Origin of the sequence: Enterobacter sp. EC_64 (genome assembly GCF_019584165.1) — a bacterium.
Classification (GTDB): domain Bacteria; phylum Pseudomonadota; class Gammaproteobacteria; order Enterobacterales; family Enterobacteriaceae; genus Enterobacter; species Enterobacter roggenkampii.
On record NZ_VDAS01000011.1, the window covers coordinates 78,361 to 100,817 of the forward strand.

Annotated in this window: 22 protein-coding genes; 12 read left to right on the forward strand and 10 right to left on the reverse strand. The window is 58.2% G+C overall.

The genetic code is table 11. From position 1 onward, the window contains the following. Positions 1–112: 112 nt before the first annotated feature. The 4 genes from FHC52_RS11120 to nirB form a co-directional block, all read right to left on the reverse strand. Positions 113–283 carry a YhfL family protein gene (locus tag FHC52_RS11120; RefSeq protein ID WP_008503029.1) on the reverse strand — a complete coding sequence of 57 codons (171 nt, stop codon included), beginning with the start codon at positions 281–283 and terminating at the stop codon, positions 113–115. 143 nt (positions 284–426) lie between these two features. Continuing rightward, positions 427–1,800, reverse strand: coding sequence for a siroheme synthase CysG (gene cysG, locus FHC52_RS11125; protein ID WP_172513995.1), 1,374 nt, complete (start codon positions 1,798–1,800; stop codon positions 427–429). 134 nt (positions 1,801–1,934) lie between these two features. Further along, complete coding sequence (gene nirD, locus FHC52_RS11130) at positions 1,935–2,261, reverse strand: nitrite reductase small subunit NirD (RefSeq protein ID WP_049122957.1); 327 nt, start codon at positions 2,259–2,261, stop codon at positions 1,935–1,937. Continuing rightward, positions 2,258–4,801 carry a nitrite reductase large subunit NirB gene (gene nirB / locus FHC52_RS11135; RefSeq protein ID WP_063453068.1) on the reverse strand — a complete coding sequence of 848 codons (2,544 nt, stop codon included), beginning with the start codon at positions 4,799–4,801 and terminating at the stop codon, positions 2,258–2,260. Before nirB ends, nirD begins: the two co-directional genes overlap by 4 nt. 239 nt (positions 4,802–5,040) lie before the next feature. Here nirB and FHC52_RS11140 point away from each other — a divergent pair, with 239 nt between their 5' ends. Beyond that, positions 5,041–6,342: a cytosine deaminase gene (locus FHC52_RS11140; protein WP_126288636.1), complete on the forward strand. Its 1,302-nt coding sequence runs from the start codon at positions 5,041–5,043 to the stop codon at positions 6,340–6,342. Positions 6,343–6,360: 18 nt separating this feature from the next. Here FHC52_RS11140 and tsgA read toward each other — a convergent pair whose 3' ends face one another. Beyond that, a complete protein-coding gene (gene tsgA / locus FHC52_RS11145) occupies positions 6,361–7,545 on the reverse strand; it encodes an MFS transporter TsgA (RefSeq protein ID WP_126288639.1) in 1,185 nt (394 codons plus the stop codon). 278 nt (positions 7,546–7,823) lie between these two features. On the opposite strand from tsgA, the gene ppiA reads away from it, so the two are divergent. The 4 genes from ppiA (at position 7,824) to FHC52_RS11165 (ending at position 10,986) form a co-directional block, all read left to right on the forward strand. Next, positions 7,824–8,396 carry a peptidylprolyl isomerase A gene (gene ppiA / locus FHC52_RS11150; RefSeq protein ID WP_014885514.1) on the forward strand — a complete coding sequence of 191 codons (573 nt, stop codon included), beginning with the start codon at positions 7,824–7,826 and terminating at the stop codon, positions 8,394–8,396. Between the two features lie 105 nt (positions 8,397–8,501). After that, positions 8,502–9,086, forward strand: coding sequence for a putative adenosine monophosphate-protein transferase Fic (locus FHC52_RS11155; protein ID WP_023294716.1), 585 nt, complete (start codon positions 8,502–8,504; stop codon positions 9,084–9,086). A gap of 30 nt (positions 9,087–9,116) precedes the next feature. Then, positions 9,117–9,680 carry an aminodeoxychorismate synthase component 2 gene (gene pabA, locus FHC52_RS11160; protein WP_008503021.1) on the forward strand — a complete coding sequence of 188 codons (564 nt, stop codon included), beginning with the start codon at positions 9,117–9,119 and terminating at the stop codon, positions 9,678–9,680. A gap of 85 nt (positions 9,681–9,765) precedes the next feature. Beyond that, a complete protein-coding gene (locus tag FHC52_RS11165; protein WP_021242207.1) occupies positions 9,766–10,986 on the forward strand; it encodes an aspartate aminotransferase family protein in 1,221 nt (406 codons plus the stop codon). On the opposite strand, the gene FHC52_RS11170 is transcribed toward FHC52_RS11165, so the two are convergent. Both FHC52_RS11170 and crp read right to left on the reverse strand, forming a co-directional pair. Beyond that, complete coding sequence (locus FHC52_RS11170) at positions 10,983–13,070, reverse strand: YccS/YhfK family putative transporter (RefSeq protein WP_126288657.1); 2,088 nt, start codon at positions 13,068–13,070, stop codon at positions 10,983–10,985. The two genes, FHC52_RS11165 and FHC52_RS11170, sit on opposite strands and share 4 nt — an antisense overlap. Positions 13,071–13,127: 57 nt before the next feature. Next, a complete protein-coding gene (crp, locus tag FHC52_RS11175; RefSeq protein WP_000242758.1) occupies positions 13,128–13,760 on the reverse strand; it encodes a cAMP-activated global transcriptional regulator CRP in 633 nt (210 codons plus the stop codon). A gap of 311 nt (positions 13,761–14,071) precedes the next feature. Here crp and FHC52_RS11180 point away from each other — a divergent pair, with 311 nt between their 5' ends. Continuing rightward, the gene (locus tag FHC52_RS11180) at positions 14,072–14,476 is read left to right on the forward strand and encodes an OsmC family protein (RefSeq protein WP_008503018.1); all 405 of its coding nucleotides are present in this window, start codon (positions 14,072–14,074) and stop codon (positions 14,474–14,476) included. Positions 14,477–14,561: 85 nt separating this feature from the next. Here the strand turns inward: FHC52_RS11180 and FHC52_RS11185 are convergent, their stop codons facing one another. The 3 genes from FHC52_RS11185 to FHC52_RS11195 are packed head-to-tail and all read right to left on the reverse strand — an operon-like array spanning position 14,562 to position 16,699. Next, complete coding sequence (locus FHC52_RS11185; protein WP_008503017.1) at positions 14,562–15,431, reverse strand: phosphoribulokinase; 870 nt, start codon at positions 15,429–15,431, stop codon at positions 14,562–14,564. Between the two features lie 30 nt (positions 15,432–15,461). Further along, a complete protein-coding gene (locus FHC52_RS11190; RefSeq protein ID WP_008503016.1) occupies positions 15,462–15,680 on the reverse strand; it encodes a YheU family protein in 219 nt (72 codons plus the stop codon). Next, positions 15,677–16,699, reverse strand: coding sequence for a hydrolase (locus tag FHC52_RS11195; protein WP_008503015.1), 1,023 nt, complete (start codon positions 16,697–16,699; stop codon positions 15,677–15,679). The genes FHC52_RS11190 and FHC52_RS11195 overlap by 4 nt, the downstream gene beginning before the upstream one ends. A gap of 228 nt (positions 16,700–16,927) precedes the next feature. On the opposite strand from FHC52_RS11195, the gene mdcA reads away from it, so the two are divergent. The 6 genes from mdcA to FHC52_RS11225 all read left to right on the forward strand — a co-directional run bounded on the left by mdcA (position 16,928) and on the right by FHC52_RS11225 (position 22,457). After that, entirely contained in the window at positions 16,928–18,583 is a 1,656-nt protein-coding gene (gene mdcA, locus FHC52_RS11200) for a malonate decarboxylase subunit alpha (RefSeq protein ID WP_021242210.1), read from the forward strand. Beyond that, complete coding sequence (locus FHC52_RS11205; protein WP_021242211.1) at positions 18,583–19,440, forward strand: triphosphoribosyl-dephospho-CoA synthase; 858 nt, start codon at positions 18,583–18,585, stop codon at positions 19,438–19,440. Before mdcA ends, FHC52_RS11205 begins: the two co-directional genes overlap by 1 nt. 9 nt (positions 19,441–19,449) lie before the next feature. Then, positions 19,450–19,749 carry a malonate decarboxylase acyl carrier protein gene (gene mdcC, locus FHC52_RS11210; RefSeq protein WP_023294711.1) on the forward strand — a complete coding sequence of 100 codons (300 nt, stop codon included), beginning with the start codon at positions 19,450–19,452 and terminating at the stop codon, positions 19,747–19,749. Further along, a complete protein-coding gene (locus tag FHC52_RS11215) occupies positions 19,742–20,575 on the forward strand; it encodes a biotin-independent malonate decarboxylase subunit beta (protein ID WP_021242213.1) in 834 nt (277 codons plus the stop codon). Before mdcC ends, FHC52_RS11215 begins: the two co-directional genes overlap by 8 nt. Next, positions 20,575–21,375, forward strand: coding sequence for a biotin-independent malonate decarboxylase subunit gamma (gene mdcE, locus FHC52_RS11220; RefSeq protein WP_025910348.1), 801 nt, complete (start codon positions 20,575–20,577; stop codon positions 21,373–21,375). Before FHC52_RS11215 ends, mdcE begins: the two co-directional genes overlap by 1 nt. 122 nt (positions 21,376–21,497) lie before the next feature. Beyond that, a complete protein-coding gene (locus tag FHC52_RS11225; protein ID WP_126288643.1) occupies positions 21,498–22,457 on the forward strand; it encodes an AEC family transporter in 960 nt (319 codons plus the stop codon).

A 22,457-nucleotide genomic window follows, 5' to 3' on the forward strand; every position in this document is an offset into this window, starting at 1 on the left:
CCGGCCTACGGGACCGTGTAGGTCGGGTAAGCGTCAGCGCCACCCGACAAAAAAACGCTCCGCATCAACAAAAAAACCGGGACATCCCGGTTTTTTTACGCCTGTAAAACGCTTACTGCTGTGCCGCCGGGCCGCAACCACCGATGATCTTCGAAATGGAGATCGCCGGGTGCAGCAGGTAATCGTAGCTGCAGTTATTTTTGGTGTTTTGAACGTGACCGGTGCAGGCCGTCAGCGTCGATAACAGGCCAACCAGAACGGCGGCCTTTGCCAGTTTGAACATACGCATTCCTTGTCTTTAAAACGAAAATTGGATGTAACTCAAGGGAATAAAGGGAAAAGTTCCACTTCGGGGCGGTATGTTATCGGTAGCGGTAAGAGGGGAGTAGTCCGCTTAAGGACTACTCCAGGAAGGGAGAATATGCGTTAGTGATTCGAGAACCAGTTCAGCCTGTCGCGCAGTTCAACCACGCGGCCCACCACAATCAGCGCCGGGCTTTCGACCTGCTGCGCCAGCTCGCCTAACTGCGTCAGCACGCCATTCACCACGCGCTGCGTAATGGCGGTGCCGTTTTCGACCAGCGCGACGGGCATATCCGCATCCATACCGTGCTCCAGCAGCTTCGCTTGAATCGTGGCGGCCTGATTGAGCCCCATGTAGAACACCAGCGTCTGCTTTTCGGCGGCCAGGTTATGCCAGTCCAGCTCGCTGCCGGTCTTCAGATGGCCCGTCACCAGACGCACGCTCTGAGCGTAGTCGCGGTGGGTCAGCGGAATGCCAGAGTACGCTGAACAGCCGGACGCCGCCGTAATGCCGGGCACTACGGAGAACGGAATACCCGCGTCGCACAGGGTTTCCAGCTCTTCACCGCCGCGTCCAAAGATAAACGGATCGCCCCCCTTCAGGCGGACCACGCGTTTTCCCTTTTGCGCTTCGCGCAGCAGGATCTGGTTAATCTCCTCCTGCGGCACGCAGTGGTAGCCCGCGCGCTTGCCCACGAAAACGCGGTCGGCGTCGCGGCGCACCAGGTTCATGATGTCATCGGAGACCAGACGGTCGTACACCACGATATCCGCCTGCTGGATCTGCTGTAGCCCTTTCAGCGTCAGCAAGCCCGCATCACCGGGGCCTGCGCCTACCAGCACCACTTCACCGCGATGGTCCAGCGGTTCGCTCAGCAGCTGTTCGGTCGTCTCTTCAACGGCTTTGGTGTCCTGATTCGCCAGCGACTGCGCCAGCCTGTCGTTCACAAAGAATTTTTCCCAGAAGCGACGGCGCTCGCCCACGGTCGCGAAGGTTTGCTTCACGCGTGAGCGCAGCTGCCCGGCATAATGCGCAATCTGGCCAAGATGCTGGGGCAACAGGGCTTCCAGTTTTTCCCGCAGCAGACGCGCGAGAACCGGCGAACGTCCCCCGGACGATACCGCAATCATCAGCGGCGAGCGGTCGATAATCGACGGCATGATAAAGCTGGCTTCTTTCGGCGCATCCACCACGTTGCAGAAGATACGGCGCGCCTCGCAGGCGTCGCTCACGCGCTGGTTCACTTCATCGTCATCCGTCGCGGCAATGGTCAGCCAGCAGGTGTCCAGCAGGGATTCATTAAACGCGCCCTGTTCCAGCGTAAGCATCCCTTCCTGGGCCCAAACCTCAAACTGGGGGGCGAAGGACAGGGCATTCACGGTCAGGCGGGCGCCAGCCTCTAGCAGCAGGCGCGCTTTGCGCTCGGCCACGTCGCCGCCGCCCACGAGCAGGCAGTCGCGGTTGCGTAATTGACAAAAAATCGGCAGGTGATCCACGACGTTACCTCACAGCATTCATGGCGGGGGAAGAATTGACGTCAGGATAACAGCAGGAATAGTACAGAACATACGGTTTTTCCTGCCGTTACCCATAAGGGGTCATAAGCCTTTCCTATTGAAAAGGCGAGGGGTTACGCTTTCAGCTGCACCTCGCCGTCCTTCACGCGGACGTCGTAGTGTTTGACCGAGAAGCTTTCATCTTCCATGCAGAGTCCGTCGGTTAAGCGGAAACGCTGCTTTTTCAACGGGCTGGCGACCCACAGTTCCCCCTGGTGCTCGGCAATCAGGCCGCGGGAGAGCACGCTGGCCTCAAAGAACGGGTCAATATTGCTGATGGCAAAGACCTGATCATCGTGGCGAGGGCGGAAAATCGCCACCTGCTCGTTGCCCAGCAGCGCACAGACGCCGGTGGCGGGGAGAATGTCGTTAATATTGCAGATGTTTACCCACTGGCTCATGCGTTTTCCTCCACCAGCGTGACCGGAATACGTTCATACGGCGTGGCCGGACGATGCTGTTCGCGCTCCGGCACAACCTGTACGTTCGGGTCGCGCTGGGTGCTGTTGATAAAGTGTTTGAAGCGCGTCTGCGCCGCCGGGGTGTTGACGGTTTCCGTCCACTCGCAGATCACCGCCTCGCGCAGGCGGGCCATCTCCGCTTCCAGATGTTCGTTCAGGCCCAGCTTGTTGTCGATAATGACCGATTTCAGGTAGTCGATGCCACCTTCGAGGTTATCGAGCCAGGAGGCGGTACGGGTCAGCTTATCGGCGGTACGGATGTAGAACATCATGAAGCGGTCGAGATACTGAATCAGCGTGTCGCGATCGAGATCCGCCGCCAGCAGGTCCGCGTGGCGCGGTTTCATCCCGCCGTTGCCGCACACATACAGGTTCCAGCCTTTCTCGGTGGCAATAATACCCACGTCTTTACCCTGCGCTTCCGCACATTCGCGGGTACAGCCGGAGACGCCGAACTTCATTTTGTGCGGGGTACGGATGCCTTTGTAGCGGTTTTCCAGCTCAACGCCGAAGCCCACGCTGTCGCCGACGCCGTAGCGACACCAGGTGCTGCCCACGCAGGTTTTCGCCATGCGCAGCGCTTTGGCGTACGCGTGGCCGGTTTCGAAGCCCGCTTCAATCAGCTGACGCCAGATTTCCGGCAGGTCGTCCTTCTGCGCACCAAACAGGCCGATACGCTGGGAGCCGGTAATTTTGGTGTAGAGGTTAAATTCACGTGCGATACGGCCCACCGCGACCAGCCCTTCCGGCGTGATTTCACCACCGGCCGAGCGTGGAATCACGGAGTAGGTGCCGTCTTTCTGGATGTTGGCCAGGAAGTTGTCGTTGGTGTCCTGCAGCGGCGTGTGTTCCGGCTTGAGCACGTACTCGTTCCAGCAGGAGGCCAGCAGGGAGCCGACGGTCGGTTTACACACTTCACAGCCGTAGCCCTGGCCGTGCTTCGCCAGCAGTTCGTCGAAGGACTTGATGCCTTCCACGCGGATCAGATGGTACAGCTCCTGGCGAGAGTAAGCGAAGTGCTCGCACAGGTTGTTGTTCACTTCGATGCCCTGTTTCGCCAGCTCGGCGTTCAGCACCTGAGTGACCAGCGGAATACAGCCGCCACAGCCGGTACCGGCTTTGGTTTCCGCTTTCAGCGCCGCAACGGTGTGGCACCCTTTGTTGATCGCGGAGATCAGCATGCCTTTGGTGACGTCGAAGCAGGAGCAAATCTGCGCGCTGTCCGGCAGTTTATCCACGCCGATGGACGGCTTGCCGCTGGAGGCGTGCGCCGGGAGGATCAGCGCGTCCGGGTTTTCCGGCAGCTCGATGGCGTTCAGCACCAGCTGGAGCAGGTTGCCGAAGTCGCTGGTGTCGCCCACCAGCACCGCGCCGAGCAGGGTTTTGTTGTCCTGGCTGACGATGAGACGTTTGTAGACTTCTTTGCTTTCGTCGAGATAGACATAGCTGCGCGCGCCGGGCGTGCGGCCATGCGCATCGCCAATACCGCCTACGTCCACGCCCAGCAGCTTCAGCTTGGCGCTCATGTCTGCGCCGGTGAAGGCGTTTTCGCTGCCCAGGATATGATCCACGGCGACCTGCGCCATTTTGTACCCGGGCGCGACCAGACCGAATACGCGGTTGTTCCAGCTGGCGCATTCGCCGATGGCGTAAATATCCGGGTCGGAGGTCTGGCAGGTGTCGTTAATCATGATCCCACCGCGCTGCGCGACGGCCAGGCCGCACTGCGTTGCCAGCTTGTCGCGCGGGCGGATGCCGGTGGAGAAGACGATGAAGTCCACTTCCAGCTCGCTGCCGTCAGCAAAGCGCATGGTTTTGCGTGCTTCAGTCCCTTCCTGAACGATCTCTTTGGTGTTTTTGCTGGTGTGAACCTTCACGCCCATGCTTTCGATCTTACGGCGCAGCTGATCGCCACCCATGTGGTCGAGCTGTTCGGCCATCAGCATCGGCGCAAATTCGATGACGTGGGTTTCAACGCCGAGGTTTTTCAGCGCGCCCGCCGCTTCCAGACCCAGCAGGCCACCGCCAACAACCGCACCGCGTTTGCTTCGACGCGCACAGGATTCGATGGCGTTGAGGTCTTCAATGGTACGGTAAACGAAGCAATCCTGCGTTTCCGAGCCTTTAATGGGTGGGATCCACGGATACGAGCCCGTCGCCATGATCAGCTTGTCGTAAAAAACCGTACGGCCGGCGCTGGAGTGGATCACTTTTTCCTGACGGTTGATGGTGATAGCGCGTTCGCCCACCAGCACTTTTACGCCATGCTTCTCGTAGAAACCTTCACGCACCAGAGAGAGCTCTTCGGCGGTATGATGGGAGAAGTAGGAAGACAGGTGCACACGGTCGTATGCCTTGCGGGGTTCTTCACAGAACACGGTAATATCGAACTGCTCAGCATCGGCTTTATCGAGAAGATCCTCAATAAAGCGGTGGCCGACCATGCCGTTACCGATGATAGCGAGTCTGACTTTGCTCATTATTGCCTCGATTTCTTTTCTATTATTGCCTACCTTAACGATTCAGCAGGGGCGCTTATTGATGCAAATCAAATACGCCTTCGCCTACTCCTTAGGTGGTATATAGCTGATTTGTCAGGATTTTTATAAGTGGCGGAAATCGCAGGCTTTTCGTGTTCGTTGAATTTGTGTACAAATCAGGGGCGGTTTTGCAAAAATCGATACGCCTGAATATCAGCTGCGTTTATGAGGGGAAAGGTATGTCTACATCACCGTTATGGCTTGTTCAGAATGTGCGTTTACCGGGTCGGGATGGGCTGTGGCAACTTGCCATTGAGAACGGGCGATTTGGTGACATCACCCCGATGGACGACACCCACGCCGAAAGTTATGAGGTACTGAACGCGCGCGGTGGGCTGGCTATTCCCCCGTTCATCGAGCCGCATATTCATCTTGATACCACCCAGACGGCGGGTGAGCCGAACTGGAACCAGTCCGGCACGCTGTTTGAGGGCATTGAGCGCTGGGCGGAGCGCAAGGCGCTGCTCAGCCATGACGACGTGAAAGCACGCGCCTGGAAAACGCTGAAGTGGCAAATCGCTAACGGCATTCAGTTTGTCCGCACCCATGTGGATGTCTCTGACCCAACGCTTACCGCCCTGAAGGCGATGCTGGAGGTGAAGCAGGAGGTGGCCCCGTGGGTAACGCTGCAAATCGTCGCGTTTCCTCAGGAAGGTATTCTCTCTTACCCGAACGGCGCGGCGCTGCTTGAAGAGGCGTTAAAACTGGGGGCCGACGTGGTGGGGGCGATCCCGCACTTCGAATTTACCCGGGAATATGGCGTGCAGTCGCTGCATATCGCTTTTGAGCTGGCGAAGAAGTATGACCGCCCGCTGGATATCCACTGCGATGAAATTGACGACGAACAGTCGCGATTTGTCGAGACGGTGGCCACGCTGGCGTACGAGGCCGGCATCGGCCCGCGCGTGACGGCCAGCCACACCACCGCCATGCACTCCTACAACGGCGCTTACACCTCGCGGCTTTTCCGTCTGCTGAAGATGTCGGGGATTAACTTCGTCGCTAACCCGCTGGTCAACATCCACCTGCAGGGGCGCTTTGATGACTATCCGAAGCGTCGCGGTATAACCCGGGTGAAAGAGCTGCAGGAGGCAGGTATTAACGTCTGCTTTGGTCATGACGACGTCTTCGACCCGTGGTACCCGCTCGGCACCGGCAACATGCTGCAGGTGCTGCATATGGGGCTACACGTCTGCCAGATGATGGGCTATCCGCAAATCGACAGCGGCCTGAACCTGATTACCCATAACAGCGCCCGCACCTTTGGCCTGAGCGATTACGGTATTGAAACGGGAAATCCGGCAAACCTGATTATTCTGCCTGCGGAGAGCGGGTTTGAAGCGGTGCGCTGTCAGGTGCCGGTGCGCTGGTCGATTCGTCAGGGGCGGATTATTGCCACTACGCAGCTGGCGCAGACCTGGATCCAGATGGATACCGGAGGAGAAGAGGTCAGTTTCGCCAGAAACAGCCCCTCTGCGTAATGCAAAGGGGCGCAGGGTTTAGTGCGATGCCGCTGCCGCGTTGTGCTGGCGGTGGCGGGTCACAAAGCCCAGGATGAAGCACATGATGAACACCACGGCGTACAGACCGTTCGCGGTCTGCAGTGCGGCCAGCGGGCCGCTGTGGGCAACGATCGGGCCCGTCACCACGAAGGTCAGCATGGTACCGATGGTGCCGCAGGTCAGAACGAAGTTAACCAGCTTCGGCGAGGCCACTTTGGTCTGCAGGGAGCCCAGGGTGATGATCGAGGTGTAAATCGCGCTGGAGAAGAAGCCCAGGGTCAGAATGAACCACGGCATATGCTCCGGGGAACCGTTGATGAACAGATACATCAGCACGGTCGCCAGGCCCGCCAGCACGGTCAGAATGCGCTGCAGGTCGAAGAAGCGCAGGATGAAGCTAAACGCCCACATGCCGAACATGTAGGACATCCAGAAATCGCTCACCAGTTTGCCCGCGTCGTTCAGGCTCATGCCCAGACCTTTGGCATATTCCGGTACCCAGGAGATAAAGCCCAGCTGGCCCAGGATGTAGCACAGGGCGGCGATGGAGAGGAACAGCACGCCGATACCCCATTTCTCTTTTGCGACAGGCTCTGCGGTGGTTTGCGCTTTTTTGCCCAGCACCGGGAACTCGCAGCCGAAGGTCAGAATAAAAATAGCAACGTAGACCAGACCGATGCAGGCGTAGACCCAGTACCACTCAATGCTGCGCGCCAGCAGAACGGCAGCGACCATCGGAAAGATCATTCCGGCCATGCTGAAGAAGGAGTCGGTAAACAGCAGGCGCGCGCCGCGCTGGCGGCCTTCATACATATGGGTAATCAGGAACGTCCCGATCGACATGGTGATCCCGCTGACCAGGCCGAGCACGAACATGGCGGCTGAGAACAGGGCGATGCTGTGGCTGAGCATCAGACCCGCCACGGCGGCAACCATCAGCACGAAGCCGAAGCGAAGCTGGGTTTTCAGCGGCACGATTTCCATCAGCCAGGCATTCAGGAAGATAGAGATCAGGATCCCTGCGTTGAGGAAGGTGAAGGTGTTACTCATGCTGGAAACGGGCAGCTGGAAGTAGTCTGCGATATTCCCCATCACCATCCCGGTGACGATCACCAACGCGCCGGTCAGGGCGTAGGAGAAGAAGCTGATCCATGTGAGCTTGATGCGATTGCTGTTAGTCATGTCTGGCCTGTTCAAAAAAAGAAAAGCGCCGAAGGGGCGCTGAGAGCGGGCAGATTTTAGTCGCTAAAGTGATCCATTCCTATCTTTTAAGGGTAATGATTATGTCATTGCAGGTTTTAATGTGATCTAAATCACATTAAGTGGCGGTCTAACCAATCGTTTGCGCAGTAATAATTGTTTCAATTTCGTAAAATTAGGTAAAAGGCTGGTCTACGTTCATACTGCTCTTTAGAATCAAGCCATTCGCTTTTTATACTGCGCTTTGTTAAGGAATTCTCATGCTCAAATCAACACTGGCGGCTGTCGCAGCTGTGTTTGCTCTTTCTGCCGTTTCCCCTGCTGCGCTGGCAGCAAAAGGGGACCCTCACGTTCTGCTGACCACCTCCGCCGGGAATATTGAGCTGGAACTGAATAGCCAGAAAGCTCCGGTTTCTGTGAAAAACTTCCTCGACTATGTGAACAGTGGTTTCTATAACAACACCACCTTCCACCGCGTGATCCCGGGCTTCATGATTCAGGGTGGCGGCTTCAACGAGCAGATGCAGCAGAAACAGCCGAACCCGCCAATCAAAAACGAAGCGGACAACGGCCTGCTGAACAAGCGCGGCACGATCTCTATGGCGCGTACCGCAGACAAAGATAGCGCGACCAGCCAGTTCTTCCTCAACGTGGCGGATAACGCCTTCCTCGACCACGGCCAGCGCGACTTCGGCTATGCGGTGTTCGGTAAAATCGTGAAAGGGATGGATGTGGCCGATAAGATTTCTCAGGTGCCTACCCATGACGTCGGTCCGTATCAGAATGTGCCGTCCAAACCTGTCGTGATCCTCTCCGCAAAAGTGCTGCCGTAACGTTCTTCGACGCGGGCGATGCTCGCCCGTGTTGTGACCCCTCCCTGCGAAAGCGCGTTTTGCTGCTTATACTTGTGGCAAACGGACTATTCAGGGAGGCGTTAAGTGAAAAAACTCACCGACAAGCAAAAATCCCGTCTCTGGGAGCAGCAGCGTAGCGTCAACTTTCAGGCCAGTTGTCTCCTTGAGAAAGGTAATGGTCCATCGGATCCCGACATTGAGAGCCTGGCGCTTGGGCCTTCCGCGCCCGGGTTACCCCATCTGTGCCTTATTCACCGCCATCTCTACCGCAGAGAGATGAAGCGGGCAGGTGAGTTCCGTACCGACGATATTTTCAAAGGTGATATTCCCTTCTGCCATTTCGAATACATCGAAAAGATGGGTAATGAACTGATGGCGGCGCTGGAAAGCGAAAAGTATCTGGCTGGCCTTGAGAAAGCGGCGTTCATTGAAAAAATTAGCCATTATTATTGTGAAATCAACATGCTGCATCCTTTTGCGAGTGGTAACGGTATCGCTCAGCGCGTTTTCTTTGAGCAGCTGGCGATCCATGCGGGCTATTCACTGGACTGGCGCGATATCGATCCCGAGGAGTGGGTGTCCGCTAACCGCAGCGGCGCAACGGGGGATTTAACCGCGCTAAACGCGATCTTTGCCAAAGTAGTGAGCGAAGCGCGGGAATCTGAGTAGAATAGGGCGGCATTTTTTTCGGGAGCCGCCATGATTCTGCTGATTGATAACTACGATTCCTTCACCTGGAACCTTTACCAGTATTTTTGCGAACTGGGTGCAGAGGTGGTTGTCCGACGTAACGACGAGATTGGCCTGGCCGATATCGAGACGCTGGCTCCGCAGAAAATCGTGATTTCACCCGGCCCCTGCACGCCGTCGGAATCAGGTATTTCGCTGGAGGTTATCCAGCACTATGCCGGCAAGCTGCCGATCCTCGGCGTTTGTCTGGGCCATCAGGCGATTGCCCAGGCCTTTGGTGCCACCATCGTGCGCGCCGCCAAAGTCATGCACGGTAAAACCTCGCCGGTCACCCACACGGGCACCGGAGTGTTCACGGGGCTCAATAATCCGTTAACCGTGACGCGCTACCATTCGCTGGTGATTGACCCGTCGACGCTGCCCGACGGCTTTGAGGTGACCGCCTGGAGCGATACGCAGGAGATCATGGGGATTCGTCACCGCGAATGGGATCTCGAAGGCGTGCAGTTCCATCCGGAAAGCATCCTCAGCGAGCAGGGGCACGCGCTGCTGGCAAATTTCCTCCATCGCTGAATATCTGTTGCCTTGCTATGATTTTTTATGCATATTTTGTGATTATATTTTCACAATCAATGTGACATAAATGGATGGGCATGACATGGCAACTGAACAACCAGCAATTACCCGCGCGACATTCGATGAAGTGATTCTGCCGATTTATGCACCGGCTGAATTTATCCCGGTGAAGGGGAAAGGCAGCCGCGTCTGGGATCAGCAGGGCAAGGAGTATGTGGATTTCGCGGGCGGTATTGCGGTCACGGCGCTGGGTCATTGCCATCCCGCGCTGGTGGAGGCGCTGAAAACCCAGGGCGAAACCCTGTGGCACACCAGCAACGTGTTCACCAACGAACCGGCGCTGCGCCTGGGCCGTAAGATCATTGATGCCACGTTTGCCGAGCGCGTGCTGTTTATGAACTCCGGCACCGAAGCCAACGAAACCGCCTTTAAGCTGGCGCGCTACTACGCGACCACGCGCCACAGCCCGTACAAAACCAAAATCATCGCCTTCCACAATGCCTTCCACGGACGCTCCTTCTTTACCGTCTCCGTTGGCGGCCAGCCGAAGTATTCCGACGGGTTTGGTCCGAAACCGGCCGACATCATCCACGTGCCGTTTAACGATCTGCACGCGGTGAAAGCGGTGATGGACGACCACACCTGCGCGGTGGTGGTCGAGCCTATTCAGGGGGAAGGCGGCGTGACCGCGGCAACCCCGGAATTCCTGAAAGGGCTGCGCGCGCTGTGCGACGAGCATCAGGCGCTGCTGGTGTTTGATGAAGTGCAGTGCGGGATGGGGCGTACCGGGGACCTGTTTGCCTATATGCACTACGGCGTGACGCCGGATATTCTGACCAGCGCGAAAGCGCTCGGCGGCGGTTTCCCGGTAAGTGCGGTCCTGACGACGCAGGAGATCGCCTCCGCGTTCCACGTCGGTTCTCACGGCTCTACCTACGGCGGTAACCCGCTGGCGAGCGCCGTGGCGGGGGCCGCGTTCGACATCATCAACACGCCAGAGGTGCTAAACGGCGTTAGCGCGAAGCGCGAGCTGTTTGTGAAGCACCTGAAGCAGATTGACGAGCAGTACGACGTGTTCAGCGAGATCCGCGGGATGGGGCTGCTGATTGGCGCCGAGCTGAAGCCGCAGTACAAGGGCCGGGCGCGCGACTTCCTGCACGCCGCCGCTCGCGAAGGGGTGATGGTGCTCAACGCCGGGCCGGACGTCATGCGCTTTGCGCCGTCGCTGGTGGTGGAAGACAAAGACATCGAAGACGGCTTAACCCGCTTTGCCGCGGCGGTTGCAAAGATCGTTAAAGGCTAATATTCGGTTCGTTTCAACCGGCGCGTTAACCAAACCCCATGATGCGGACGCTGACGCCATGCCACCGACGAAATGGTGTGCATGGTGTTCAGATGCCCCAGCACGCGCTGCAAGTGTTGCTCCAGGGTGCTCATTGGCCCGTGGGTTAACGTCTCCGGCGCTTCCAGAATATTTAAATCCCCCGACTCGCCCGGTGAGTCATACTCCAGACGCTGCTGGCAGCGCTGCAACGCAATTTCACACGACTGCAAATAGCGCTGCGCCAGATCCGGCGTCAGTATCGTATGCTCGCGCGCCAGCGTCGTCATGGCGTTAATGTGCTCAACGATAAACTGACTGTGCGTTACCCACAGCTTCATGTCCGCCAGATAGTGCGAATTAAAGCCCGGCTCCTGCATCGCCTGGTTGAGCGAGTTGAACAGGGCGTTGTGCGCCTGGTTGACCTTCATGCGTTGATACGCCAGCGGGGAGGGCTGCGGGTCGTCGCTCAGGATGAGGCGAATGGCCTGCTGGTCGGCCTCCAGCGCGTCGTGGGCGTTCTGCCTGAGCAGCCCGCTCTGCCACTGCGGCCACAGCCAGACCATGCCGCCGAAGGCAATCAGGCAGCCGATCAGGGTATCAATCAGCCTGGCGACAATAAACTGTTCGCCGTTCAGCGTAAGCAGCTGCAGGGTGTATACCGCCGTCACCGTAAAGCCCACCATCGCCCAGCCGTAATTTTTGCGGATAATCAGGTAGCTCACCAGCGTGATCGCCAGCATGCCTGCCAGGGTATAGCCTTCCGGCACGTGGAAGTGCAGCGTTACGCCTGCAATGATCAGCCCGGCCATGGTGCCGCCCGCCCGGTGCAGAATACGCACCCGCGTGGCGCCGTAGCCGTTCTGGGTGACGAACAGCACGGTCATTAAGATCCAGTAGGGCTTCGGCAGATGCAGCGCCATGCCCATCAGGCTGGCGATACTGAGCATCACGCTAATTCGTGCGGCATTGCGCAGGGCGGACGATTTGAGAGACAGATAGCTTTTGAGCGCGGGCAACAGGGGAAGCCGTTTTTGTTTATCCGCCATCAGGTCGCGGGAATAAAGCGGGCGCTGGGTGCGCAGCACGCGGGCGATGCGGCTGAAGTGCCAGGCGGCAAACTGGCCGACCGGGTTATCCGGATGCTGACGGGCGATTTTCTCCAGCGCGCCGAGCTGTTTTTCCATATTAAAGCGCGTGGGATAGCGGTGGTAGAGAATATCGTCAGCCAGCACGCGCAGGCGTGCCGAGACGGTCTGCGCGTTCCAGCGGATCACCGCTTCGGCGTGGCTGCGCTCAACCAGCTTTTGCACCTCCTGCGGGTGGTGCAGGCTAACGGAGATATGCTCCTGCAGATCCAGGCCTACCTGGAAGGTGCGAAGCAGCCGTTTGTACTCGTGGTTCTTGTTGGCGGCGAGCATATGCAGCTGCTGATAGCACTGGCTTATCAGATCCACCACCTTCTGCTGGCGCGTCAGCAGCGGCGGTAAGGCTTTTTCCGGATCGGTATGCTGGGTGAGCAGGGTGTATTTGGCTTCGCAGTATTCCGCCAACTGCACATAGAGCAGGCTCAGGGATTCGCGCAGCGGCTGTTCCCGCCACAGCCAGAACCAGAACCAATTAAACAGCCCGTACCACAGTGTCCCCAGCGCGTAGATCAGTAACGGCTCCCACACCGGCATATTCCCGGCGAGGCTCAGCGTGAAGATGGCCGCAATCAGCGAGGCGGGAAGCAGGCGGGCGTGCAGCGAGCTGATTTCTGCCGTGACGCCGAGCGTCATCGCCAGCACCGTCAGGATCAGCGGCAGCGGGATATCCCGGGCCAGTAAAAGCTGTACGGCAAGGCTACAGCCAGCAAACAGGCAGCCGCCCACGATCAGTCGTTTGAAAAAGCGCTTATGCGGTGTGTCCAGGCCAGCAATGTTGCAGCAGGCGGGCACGAGGGAAAAAAGCAGGCCTTGCTGAAGGTGTCCGAGGATCAGGCCGATGGCCACGGGTAGACACAACACCAGCGTTTGTCGCAGTGCGTAGTTAACTTCCGGGTGATAGATCAGCCTGCGCCACATGAGGAGTAGAGACAAAAACGGCGTGACACCTTGCGATGGCACGCCGTTTAAGCGGAATTAACGCGTTCCGTAGACCACGATGGTTTTACCGTGGGCGGAGATCAGGTTTTGATCTTCCAGCATTTTCAGGATACGACCCACTGTTTCACGGGAGCAACCGACGATCTGACCAATTTCCTGACGGGTAATTTTAATTTGCATGCCGTCCGGGTGGGTCATGGCGTCCGGCTGTTTCGCCAGGTTCAGCAGCGTCTGCGCGATACGACCGGTTACGTCCAGGAAGGCGAGGTTACCTACCTTCTCAGAGGTCACTTGCAGACGGCGTGCCATTTGGGAAGAGAGACGCATCAGGATGTCAGGGTTAACCTGAATCAGCTGACGGAACTTCTTGTAAGAAATTTCAGCCACTTCACATGCTGTCTTTGCACGAACCCAGGCGCTACGTTCCTGGCCCTCTTCAAACAGGCCCAGTTCACCGATGAAATCGCCCTGGTTCAGATAAGAAAGGATCATCTCTTTCCCTTCTTCATCTTTGATCAGCACTGCCACCGAGCCTTTAACGATGTAATACAACGTTTCCGCTTTTTCACCCTGGTGAATCAGCGTGCTCTTTGATGGGTACTTATGAATGTGGCAATGAGACAAGAACCATTCGAGAGTCGGGTCTGTTTGCGGTTTGCCAAGCACCATGCGCTGTTATCCTCTGTTATAAGCTGTCACCAGAGTCATCAGATGCATCCGGACTCTGGGGTTGCAATCGAATTCTTACCCATACCCTGGGAAGTCGGCTACCGTAACGTTTCGCAGCCAGTAAAGTTTGATGTCCTCTGCATACATGTGTAACGTCAATGTATTACTGTAGCATCCTGAGTGTTTTAGCATAGCTTTCGCCGCGTGTCTCCTGGTGTCTCGCTTCAGCATGATGCAGGTCGCCTTCCATTGCGAGAAATGTAACGCACGCGTAATCTGTCACCAAAAATGCAACGTTGGAGTTTAAGAATATGCAAGCGCGCGTGAAGTGGGTTGAAGGTTTAACGTTCCTGGGCGAGTCCGCGTCAGGGCATCAGATTTTGATGGATGGTAACTCCGGCGATAAAGCGCCCAGCCCAATGGAAATGGTGCTGATGGCGGCAGGGGGATGCAGCGCCATTGACGTGGTGTCGATTCTGCAAAAAGGCCGTCATGACGTGACGGATTGTGAGGTCAAACTCACGTCAGAACGCCGCGAAGAGGCGCCACGCCTGTTCACCCACATCAATCTGCACTTTGTGGTCACCGGTAAAGAACTGAAAGACGCGGCGGTTTCACGTGCGGTGGACCTGTCTGCGGAGAAGTACTGCTCTGTCGCGTTAATGCTGGAGAAAGCGGTAAAAATCACCCATTCGTATGAAGTGATCGAGGCTTAATGTTTTGGCGGGTGGCGCTTCGCTGACCCGCCCTACAAAAGCACGACCGTAGGCCCGGTAAGCGCAGCGCCACCGGGCAAAAAACTCACGCGATCTGTTTCCCTTCCATCAGTCGCTCCACCAGCGGCGTCATGATGAGCTCCATCGCCAGCCCCATTTTTCCGCCCGGTACGACTAATGTATTCATGTGAGAAATAAACGAGCCCTGCAGCATCGCCAGCAGCCAGGGGTAGTCAATGCCTTCGAGATTGCGGAAATGGATCACCACAAAGCTCTCATCCAGGGATGGGATACTTTTGGCCGCGAACGGGTTGGAGGTGTCCACCGTCGGCACGCGCTGGAAGTTGATATGGGTGCGGGAAAACTGCGGCGTCAGGAAGTTGATGTAGTCTTCCATGGAGCGCACCACCGAATCCATCACTGCTTCGCGCGAGTGGCCGCGCTCGCTCATGTCACGCGTCAGCTTCTGGATCCACTCCAGGTTAACGATAGGCACCACGCCAACCAGCAGATCCACGTGGCGCGCCACGTCGTGCTGCGGCGTGACCACGCCGCCGTGTAATCCTTCGTAGAACAGCACGTCGGTAGGTTCCGGCAGGGGCTGCCAGGGGGTAAAGGTGCCAGGCACCTGATTCCAGGGAACGGCTTCATCATAGGTATGCAGATACTTGCGGGACTGCCCTTTACCGCTCTGGCCGTACTCAATAAAGGTTTGTTCCAGCAGGCCGAAGTCATTGGCTTCCGGACCGAAGTAGCTGATGTGTTTACCCAGATCGCGCGCCTTACGGATGGCCATGTCCATCTCCGGGCGCGTGTAGCGGTGAAAGCTGTCGCCTTCGACCTCCGCCGCACGGAGATTCAGCTGGGCGAAAATCTTGCGAAATGCGAGGCTGGTGGTGGTGGTTCCCGCACCACTCGACCCCGTAACGGCAATAACCGGATGTCTGGCAGACATAGCAACTCCCTGACTGAAAAGGGTGGAAGATCAGCCGTGAAACGCGTTGCGGGGCATGATATTCACCGTCTCATGCAGTTCTGACCACACCAGCACCACGTCGCCGCTTTTCAGCTGGCGCTTTACATCGTTGACCTTTTGCTCAAGCGAGCGTTCCTGTTCACCATAATCGGTGCCTTCGCGTAATACAAAGCTTTCAATCAGATTATCGAGCGTTTCGGGAGCCAGATCCTGCCAGGGAATAATCATGTTGCACCGTCCAGATAAGGGGTTAGCCAGTCAGGAATACGCGCCTCAAGCCACATTTTCGGGCGGCGCAGCGTGCCGCCGATAAACCCGACGTGGCCGCCGTGCTCGGTCAACTGATAATGAACATTGTCGGGCAGGAATTCCTGAGCGGGAATCGAGTGATGATCCATAAATGGGTCATCTTTGGCATGAATGATCAGCGTCGGCTGCGTGATCTTGCTGAGCAGCGGCATGGCGCTGCATTGACGATAATAGTCAATTGCATCGGCGAAGCCGTGAATTTTCGCGGTGATCAGATCGTCGAATTCGCGTATGCGGCGCACTTTTTTCAGCTGGCGCAGGCTTACCGGGAGAGTATCCGGGTAGGCTTTCAGTTTACGCGCGGCATTGGCCTTCAGCAGGTTGAGCAGGTAGCGCTGATAGACGCGGGAAAAGCCTTTGTCCATGTGGTAGCTGCACTGCTCCAGCATGAACGGGGCGGAGACGATGACGGCGGCATCCAGCGGGACGCTTTCCCCTTCTTTAGCTAACAGGCAGGCCAGCATATTTCCGCCTAACGAGTAGCCTACGGCCGCGGTGGGCACGGTGCCAAAGTTGTCCCGCAGCCAGTGTAAAAACCACGTGCCGTCTTCTGTTTCACCCGAGTGATAGATACGCTTCTGCCGGTTCGGCTCGCCGCTGCAGCCGCGAAAATGCATCACCACGCCGAGCCAGCCGCGCGCTTTGGCCGCCTCAATGAGCCCGTGTGCATACGGGCTGTGCAGGCTGCCTTCCAGACCGTGAAAAACCACCAGCCGCGGCTTATGTCGAGCCTGATCCGGCGCTTCGCTCCAGGCGAGATCCAGAAAGTCACCGTCTGGCAGATCTAGCCGCTGCCAGTGTGGGGTGAACTGAACCTTGCGGCGGATCAGTCGCGGCAGCATGGTCTGCAAATGGCGATTGGCGACGCCGCGCATAGGCACGAACTCAGTGCTGTCTTCGGCGGCAATGTCGAAGCCTGATGGAATGATTTGGGTCATAGGCGCGATGCTGATTCTTGTCGGAAATTAACGATACTTTCCGAATTGTACCCCGTTTAGCCTGGTTTTCCGAAACATGAACTGATCCCGATCACAAATATTTACCTTGATTATTACTCTCAGGCTAATGATTCAGCTCTACGCTTAATTGATGCCTTTCTCACCAGAGCGCACACTCTACTCAACGTTAAGCAAATCAAAATGATTAGCTGAATCAGGAGGTTAATAATGTTATCTGGGCAAACACCCACCCGGCAATGGAACACGCGACGCAGCGAAAAAGCGCGTCGTCTGGCCTCCGTACCGGTGCAGGGCAAGGTACTGCCAACCGGCGATCTCGTCGCCATGCTGGAAAAACTGATCGCGCCAGGCGACAAGGTCGTGCTGGAAGGTAACAACCAGAAGCAGGCCGATTTCCTTTCCCGCTCGCTGGCCGAAGTGAACCCGCAGATCGTCCACGACCTGCATATGATCATGCCGAGCGTTGGCCGTAGCGAACATTTGGATATCTTTGAGAAAGGCATCGCCCGCAAGCTGGATTTCTCCTTCTCCGGGACGCAGAGCCTGCGCATCTCCCAACTGCTGGAGGATGGTCAGCTCGAAATCGGCGCGATTCACACCTACATCGAACTCTACTCCCGTCTCTACGTCGACCTGTCGCCCAACGTGGCGCTGATTGCTGGCTTTAAAGCTGACCGCAAAGGCAACCTCTATACCGGGGCGAGCACCGAAGATACCCCGGCGCTGGTGGAAGCCGCCGCGTTCCATGACGGCATCGTCATCGCGCAGGTGAACGAGCTGGTGGATGACGAGTGTGACCTGCCGCGCGTGGACATTCCGGGTTCGTGGATTGACTTTGTGGTGGTGGCCGATAAGCCGTTCTTTATCGAACCGCTGTTTACCCGCGACCCGCGCCTGATTAAACAGGAACACATCCTGATGGCGATGATGGCCATCAAGGGTATTTATGCGGAACACCAGGTGCAGTCCCTGAACCACGGGATCGGCTTTAACACTGCGGCGATTGAGCTGCTGCTGCCTACCTACGGTGAACAGCTCGGCCTTAAAGGCAAAATCTGTAAACACTGGACGCTGAACCCGCATCCGACGCTGATCCCGGCTATTGAAAGCGGCTGGGTCGAGAGCGTGCACTGCTTCGGCGGCGAGCTGGGGATGGAAGAGTACATCCGCGCGCGTCCGGACGTCTTCTTTACCGGTGCCGACGGCTCCATGCGCTCCAACCGCGCGTTCTGCCAGCTGGCAGGTCAGTACGCGGTGGATATGTTCATCGGCTCTACGCTGCAGGTGGACGGCTACGCCAACTCCTCAACCGTGACCCGTGGTCGTCTGTCCGGCTTCGGCGGTGCGCCAAACATGGGTCACGACCCGCACGGTCGTCGCCACGCCACGCCAGCCTGGCTGAACATGATCACCGAACCTGACCCAATGCAGCGCGGCAAAAAACTCGTCGTGCAGATGGTGGAAACCTTCCAGGCGGGCGTGAAGCCGACCTTCGTGGAAAAACTCGATGCCGTTGACGTGGCGAAAGCCTCCGGTATGCCGCTGGCGCCGGTGATGATCTACGGCGATGACGTCACCCACGTGCTGACGGAAGAGGGGATTGCCTACCTCTATCGGGCGAAAGATCTGGAAGAGCGTCGCGCCATGGTCGCCGCCGTCGCGGGGATCACCGACATCGGTCTGGGCGTGGATGCCAAACGCGTGGCGGAACTGCGTCAGAGCGGCAAGGTGCTCTATCCGGAAGATATGGGGATTCGCCGCACTGATGCCACCCGCTCTCTGCTGGCGGCAGGCAGCGTGTCTGATCTCGTGGAATGGTCCGGCGGTCTCTATAACCCACCTGCGAAATTCCGGAGCTGGTAATGAAACTTCTCCCCCAGATTCAGGTTGAAGGCGGTGCCGAATGGCTGGCGCGAACCGCCACGCAGTGTCTGATTGACGAAGCACGTTTAAGCCCGAAACCCGGTCTGGTGGACAGTCGGGGGAACGGCGCGCACCACGATTTATCCCTTGCGCTGATGGAGTGCTCCGCGCACAGCCTGACCTCCACGTTTCAGGCACTGGCGCTGCAAAGCTGGCAGCGCCCGGCAGATATCGCACTTCGGCAAACCGTCGGGCGACTCGGTCGCGAAGGCGAGCAGCAGATGATGGCCGCAACCGGTGGCGTAAACACCCATCGCGGCGCGATTTGGGCGCTGGGGCTGCTGGTCAGCGCGGTGGCGATGCTCGGCGGTGATGCCAGGGCGCAAGACGTCGCCCGCACCGCCGCACAGCTGGCGAGACTGCCGGACGACGCGGCGCCGAAGGTGTTCAGTAAAGGCCTGCGCGCCACGCACCGTTACCGCGTGCCGGGCGCGCGTGAAGAGGCGCAGCAGGCGTTCCCGCACGTTATGCAGCGCGCGCTGCCGCAGCTTCGTCTGAGCCGCCTCAACGGCAGCAGCGAAACGCACGCCAGGCTCGACGCGCTGATGGCCATCATGACCTCACTCACCGACACCTGCGTGCTGTCACGTGCCGGAATGGAAGGGCTTGATGCTATGCAGGACGGCGCCCGTGCGGTGCTGAATGCCGGCGGCAGCGCAACGCCTGCGGGCCAGCAGGCGCTGGCGAGGTTAGACCGTCAGATGCTGGCGCTCAACGCCTCACCGGGCGGCGCTGCCGACCTGCTTGCCGCCACGCTGTTTCTCGACCGCATCGAAACGCCAAATTCAAAGCATTAAGAGGATGTTATGGAAAAAATCACATTGACCGTGCCAGCCAGCCGCACGTTAAGCGGCAGGGCGCTGGCAGGGGTAGTCGGTTCCGGGGATATGGAGGTGCTCTTCACCGCCGAACCGGGCCAGACGTTAACCATTGATATCACCACCTCCGTGGACAACAGCCGGGGGCGCTGGGAGGCGCTGTTCAACCGTCTGCAAACCGTCAGCAGCCTGCCCGCAGGGAAGCTGACCATCCACGACTTCGGCGCGACGCCGGGCGTGGCGCGCATTCGCATCGAACAGGTTTTTGAGGGGGTGAGCCATGCGTGATGACAGCAGCTTTATCGAACTGAAAGCGCGCCAGCGCGCGCAGGCCCTGCTCGACGAGGGCAGCTACCGCGAACTGCTGGATCCGTTTGAAGGCATTATTTCTCCGTGGCTTGGGCCACAGGGCATTGTGCCGCAGGCGGACGACGGCATGGTGGTGGCGAAGGGCACCATCAACGGCAAGCCTGCCGTCGTCGTGGCGATTGAAGGCGCGTTCCAGGGCGGCAGCATGGGCGAAGTGTCCGGCGCCAAAATGGCGGCGGCGCTGGAGCTGGCGGCGGAGGATAACCGCAACGGCATTCCGACTCAGGCGGTACTGTGCCTCGAAACCGGCGGCGTGCGTCTGCAGGAGGCGAACCTCGGCCTGGCGGCGATTGCCGATATTCACGCGGCGATTGTGGACCTGCGTCGCTACACGCCGGTTATTGGCATTGTGGCCGGAACCGTGGGCTGCTTCGGTGGGATGTCCATCGCGGCGGCGCTCTGCAGCTACCTGATCGTGACCCGCGAAGCGCGTCTTGGCCTCAACGGCCCGCAGGTTATCGAACAGGAGGCGGGCATTGAGGAGTACGACTCCCGCGATCGTCCGTTTATCTGGAGCATGACCGGCGGTGAAGTGCGCTATCAAAGCGGGCTGGTGGATGCGCTCGTCGGCGACGGTATCAACGCGGTGAAACAGGCGATGAACGACGCGATTGCTAAAGGCGTTCCCGCGAAACATCGCACCGATAACTACGACGATTACCTGAACCGTCTGACGAATTTCGACACCCGCAAACAGGCTGATGCCGAACAGATTAACGCGCTTTTTGCCCGGGAGGTGAAATGATGAGTAACGCAATAAGCCGTGGCGAACGCTGGCTGGACATCCTCGCCCCGAACGCCAAACGTATCGAGGGGCTATGCCCGTCCGTCCAGGCGGCAGACGGCGAGCTGAACGGCGAGGCGGTGCGCTTTGTTGCCGTGGTGCCGGATGCCAACAACCACTTCCCGCGTGCGGCGAAAGGGGAAGTGGGGCTGCTGGAAGGCTGGACCCTGGCGAAAGTGGTCAGTGAAACCGTCGCGGCGGATGCTGACAAACCCGTGAAGCGCCCGATTGTGGCGGTGATCGACGTCCCAAGCCAGGCCTATGGCCGACGCGAAGAGGCGTTTGGGATTCATCAGGCGCTGGCCGGTGCGGCAGCAGCCTATGCGAATGCCCGCCTGGCCGGTCACCCGGTGATTGGGCTTATCGTCGGCAAGGCGATGTCCGGCGCGTTCCTGGCGCACGGCTACCAGGCTAACCGTCTGATCGCCTTTAACGACAAAGGCGTGCTGATCCACGCGATGGGCAAAGAGTCTGCGGCGCGCATCACGCTGCGTACCGTCGAGGCGCTGGAAAAACTGGCGGCGACCATTCCGCCAATGGCCTACGACATCAGCAACTACGCCACGCTGGGGCTGCTCTCTAACCTGCTGGATATCAGCAACCCGGATGCCCCCTCCGATAACGATCTGACGCTGGTGAAATCCACCCTGCAACAGGCCATCAGTGACGCTCGTCAGGACACCACGTTGAAAAACCGTCTGGGTGCTGACAATCGCCGCAGCTCGGCGCTCGTACGCGAACGTATGCGAGCCAGCTGGTAAGTAAAAAGAGACCTGCCAGATGCATCAACCCGTGGGCGCGTGACAGCGCCCACGCGGGAACCTGCATCCTGAAAATAATAATCATCGCGCCAGTGCTAAAACTTTTTTACTACAGGTGATTTATGACTTACGTAATTGTTCATGCTCTTGCACCGATTTTCGTCATCATGCTGCTGGGATTCTGGGCCGGCAAGGCAAAGATGGTCGATAACAAAAATGTTTCCCTGCTTAATATCTTCGTAATGGATTTTGCACTCCCTGCCGCGCTGTTCAGTGCCACCGTGCAAACCCCGTGGACCGGCATCGTTGCCCAGTCGCCGCTGATCCTGGTGCTGACGCTGGCGATGTGGATCACATATGCGGTCATCTATTTCCTCGCCACCGGCGTCTTTAAGAAATCGCCACAGGATGCGGCCGTGCTGACGCTCACCGTCGCGCTGCCCAACTATGCAGCGCTGGGTCTGCCGATTCTGGGCAGCGTGCTGGGCGAAGGTTCCTCTACGTCGCTCTCCGTCGCGGTCTCCATCGCCTGCGGTTCGGTGCTGATGACCCCGTTCTGCCTGCTCATTCTGGAGCGTGAAAAAGCGCGCGCTGAAGGCAATAGCTCCGGCTCAACGCTCTCGATGCTGCCGGAGCTGATGTGGCGTTCCATTAAAAAACCGATCGTGATGGGCCCGCTGCTGGGCGTGATTTTGTCCGCCATCGGCATCAAAATGCCGGAGCTGGTGCTGGCGGCGATCAAACCGCTGGGGCTGTCCGCGACCGCTGCAGCGCTGTTCCTGACCGGGGTGATCCTCTCTGCCCGTAAGCTGCAGATTAATACCATGGTCATCACCTCCACGATCGCCAAGCTGCTGATTCAGCCAGCCATTGCCTGGGGTATCGTCTTGATCTTTGGTCTGCACGGCTCCGTGGCGATCACCGCTATCCTGATGATTGCGCTGTCTGCGGGCTTCTTCGGCGTCGTGTTCGGTAACCGCTTTGGCGTGCAGTCGCCGGATGCAGAAGCCGTGCTGCTGTTAAGCTCCGTCCTGTGTATCCTGTCGCTGCCGCTGTTTATCTCGCTAACTTCAGGAATGTAA